Raw genomic sequence first — 2,500 nt, 5'->3', positions numbered from 1 at the left:
GGCTAAAGCCATACACCGAAGCTTAGGGTTCGTGAGCAATCACGAGCGGTAGCGGAGCGTTCTGTAAGCTGATGAAGCCGTACCCGTGAGGGGCGGTGGAGGTATCAGAAGTGCGAATGCTGACATGAGTAACGTAAGGGGAGTGAGAGACTCCCCCGCCGAAAGACCAAGGGTTCCTGCTTAAAGTTAATCTGAGCAGGGTTAGCCGGCCCCTAAGACGAGGCGGAAACGCGTAGTCGATGGGAACCACGTTAATATTCGTGGGCCTGGAGGTAGTGACGGATCACACAAGTTGTCCAATCTTATCGGATTGAACGGGCAGCGGAGTGGTTCCAGGAAATAGCTCCTCCTTATAGACCGTACCCGAAACCGACACTGGTGGTCAGGTAGAGTATACCAAGGCGCTTGAGAGAACTATGCTGAAGGAACTCGGCAAATTGCACGCGTAACTTCGGAAGAAGCGTGACCCTTTTTAGCGCAAGCTAGGGAGGGTGGCACAGACCAGGGGGTAGCGACTGTTTATCAAAAACACAGGGCTCTGCGAAGCCGCAAGGCGACGTATAGGGTCTGACGCCTGCCCGGTGCTGGAAGGTTAAGAGGAGGGGTGCAAGCTCTGAATCGAAGCCCCAGTAAACGGCGGCCGTAACTATAACGGTCCTAAGGTAGCGAAATTCCTTGTCGGGTAAGTTCCGACCTGCACGAATGGCGTAACGACTTCCCCGCTGTCTCCAGCATAGACTCAGTGAAATTGAATTCCCCGTGAAGATGCGGGGTTCCTGCGGTTAGACGGAAAGACCCCGTGCACCTTTACTATAGCTTTACATTGGCATTCGTAGTGGCATGTGTAGGATAGGTGGTAGGCTTTGAAGCCTGGGCGCCAGCTCAGGTGGAGCCACCCTTGAAATACCACCCTTATTACTATGGATGTCTAACCGCGGCCCGTTATCCGGGTCCGGGACAATGTATGGTGGGTAGTTTGACTGGGGCGGTCGCCTCCTAAAGAGTAACGGAGGCGCGCGATGGTGGGCTCAGAACGGTCGGAAATCGTTCGCTGAGTGCAATGGCATAAGCCTGCCTGACTGCGAGACTGACAAGTCGAGCAGAGACGAAAGTCGGTCATAGTGATCCGGTGGTCCCGCGTGGAAGGGCCATCGCTCAACGGATAAAAGGTACGCCGGGGATAACAGGCTGATGACCCCCAAGAGTCCATATCGACGGGGTTGTTTGGCACCTCGATGTCGACTCATCGCATCCTGGGGCTGGAGCAGGTCCCAAGGGTATGGCTGTTCGCCATTTAAAGCGGTACGTGAGTTGGGTTCAGAACGTCGTGAGACAGTTCGGTCCCTATCTGCCGTGGGTGTAGGAATATTGAAAGGATCTGTCCCTAGTACGAGAGGACCGGGATGGACGGATCTCTGGTGGACCTGTTGTGGCGCCAGCCGCATCGCAGGGTAGCTATATCCGGACGGGATAACCGCTGAAGGCATCTAAGCGGGAAACCCACCTTGAAACGAGTATTCCCTGAGAACCGTGGAAGACGACCACGTTGATAGGCCGGGTGTGGAAGAGCGGCAACGCTTGAAGCTTACCGGTACTAATAGTTCGATAGGCTTGATCGTTCTCATTACTTATATCCATCAAGGCACAATCCGAAGGATTGTCGCCATTCTCACTCACGCTTGTTCCGCCCTTCGGGCGGCGCTACGTGGGTGCGGCGCAACGGCGCCGACGGTCGGTCGACCTTGCGAAGCTTCGCTTCGAAGGGTGCCGGGCCGAATGAACATCCAAGGCACAACAAAGACCAGCGAACAGCTTGGAAAGCAGCAAATAGGGTCCCCTATTGGCTACTCACTATCGGCTATTCGCTTTAAAAAGCTTCTCGATTTGAACATGCGTTTTGCCGACCTGGTGGTTATGGCGGAGCGGCTGCACCCGATCCCATTCCGAACTCGGCCGTGAAACGCTCCAGCGCTGATGGTACTTCGTCTCAAGACGCGGGAGAGTAGGTCGCTGCCAGGTCTGCCAAGCGCATGTTCAACTCTCATCTTCTCTCTACGATAAAGGCCCGCCAACGGGACCCCGGGCCGCGAAAGCGGCCCTTTCATTTGGTGAGCCGTCTACCTATCTGTAGGCCAACCTATCCATAGGCTTGCGCTTACGCCCAAGAACGCAAGCAAACGCTTGCTCGTAGTTGCAAGCAAACGCTTGCTCGTAGGTGACGCGGGGTGGAGCAGCCCGGTAGCTCGTCAGGCTCATAACCTGAAGGTCACAGGTTCAAATCCTGTCCCCGCAACCAAACAAACGCCCGCGAAAGCGGGCGTTTTGCTTTTTGGCCGCCAGGGCCGGTAGTTCATCCTTGCTTACCGAATCCAGGTACGCCTACGCTGAAGGCCGCCTACTGACGCGTACCTTGTGGCGTTAGTGTCCGCTTAGATTAAGTGGACACTTAGCAATGAAGTATCTGGCTATGGAGCCGCCGTCGAGGGTGGAGGCGAGCGCG

General features: G+C 55.6%; 1 tRNA gene and 2 rRNA genes (1 of these 3 cut by a window edge). All 3 read left to right on the top strand.

Annotated features, from left to right (window positions below):
- A 23S ribosomal RNA gene (locus EOA24_RS21660) occupies positions 1 to 1,619 on the top strand; it begins 1,181 nt to the left of the window's first position.
- Between the two features lie 285 nt (positions 1,620 to 1,904).
- Positions 1,905 to 2,019 (top strand): 5S ribosomal RNA (rrf, locus tag EOA24_RS21655).
- A 200-nt stretch (positions 2,020 to 2,219) separates the two neighbouring features.
- A tRNA-Met gene (locus EOA24_RS21650) sits at positions 2,220 to 2,296 on the top strand.
- The last annotated feature ends 204 nt before the right edge of the window (positions 2,297 to 2,500 follow it).

The organism is Mesorhizobium sp. M2A.F.Ca.ET.039.01.1.1, assembly GCF_003998035.1.
Taxonomy (GTDB): domain Bacteria; phylum Pseudomonadota; class Alphaproteobacteria; order Rhizobiales; family Rhizobiaceae; genus Mesorhizobium.
The sequence above is the reverse complement of the archived record's forward strand: the minus strand, read 5'-3'. Positions and strand labels throughout refer to the sequence as shown.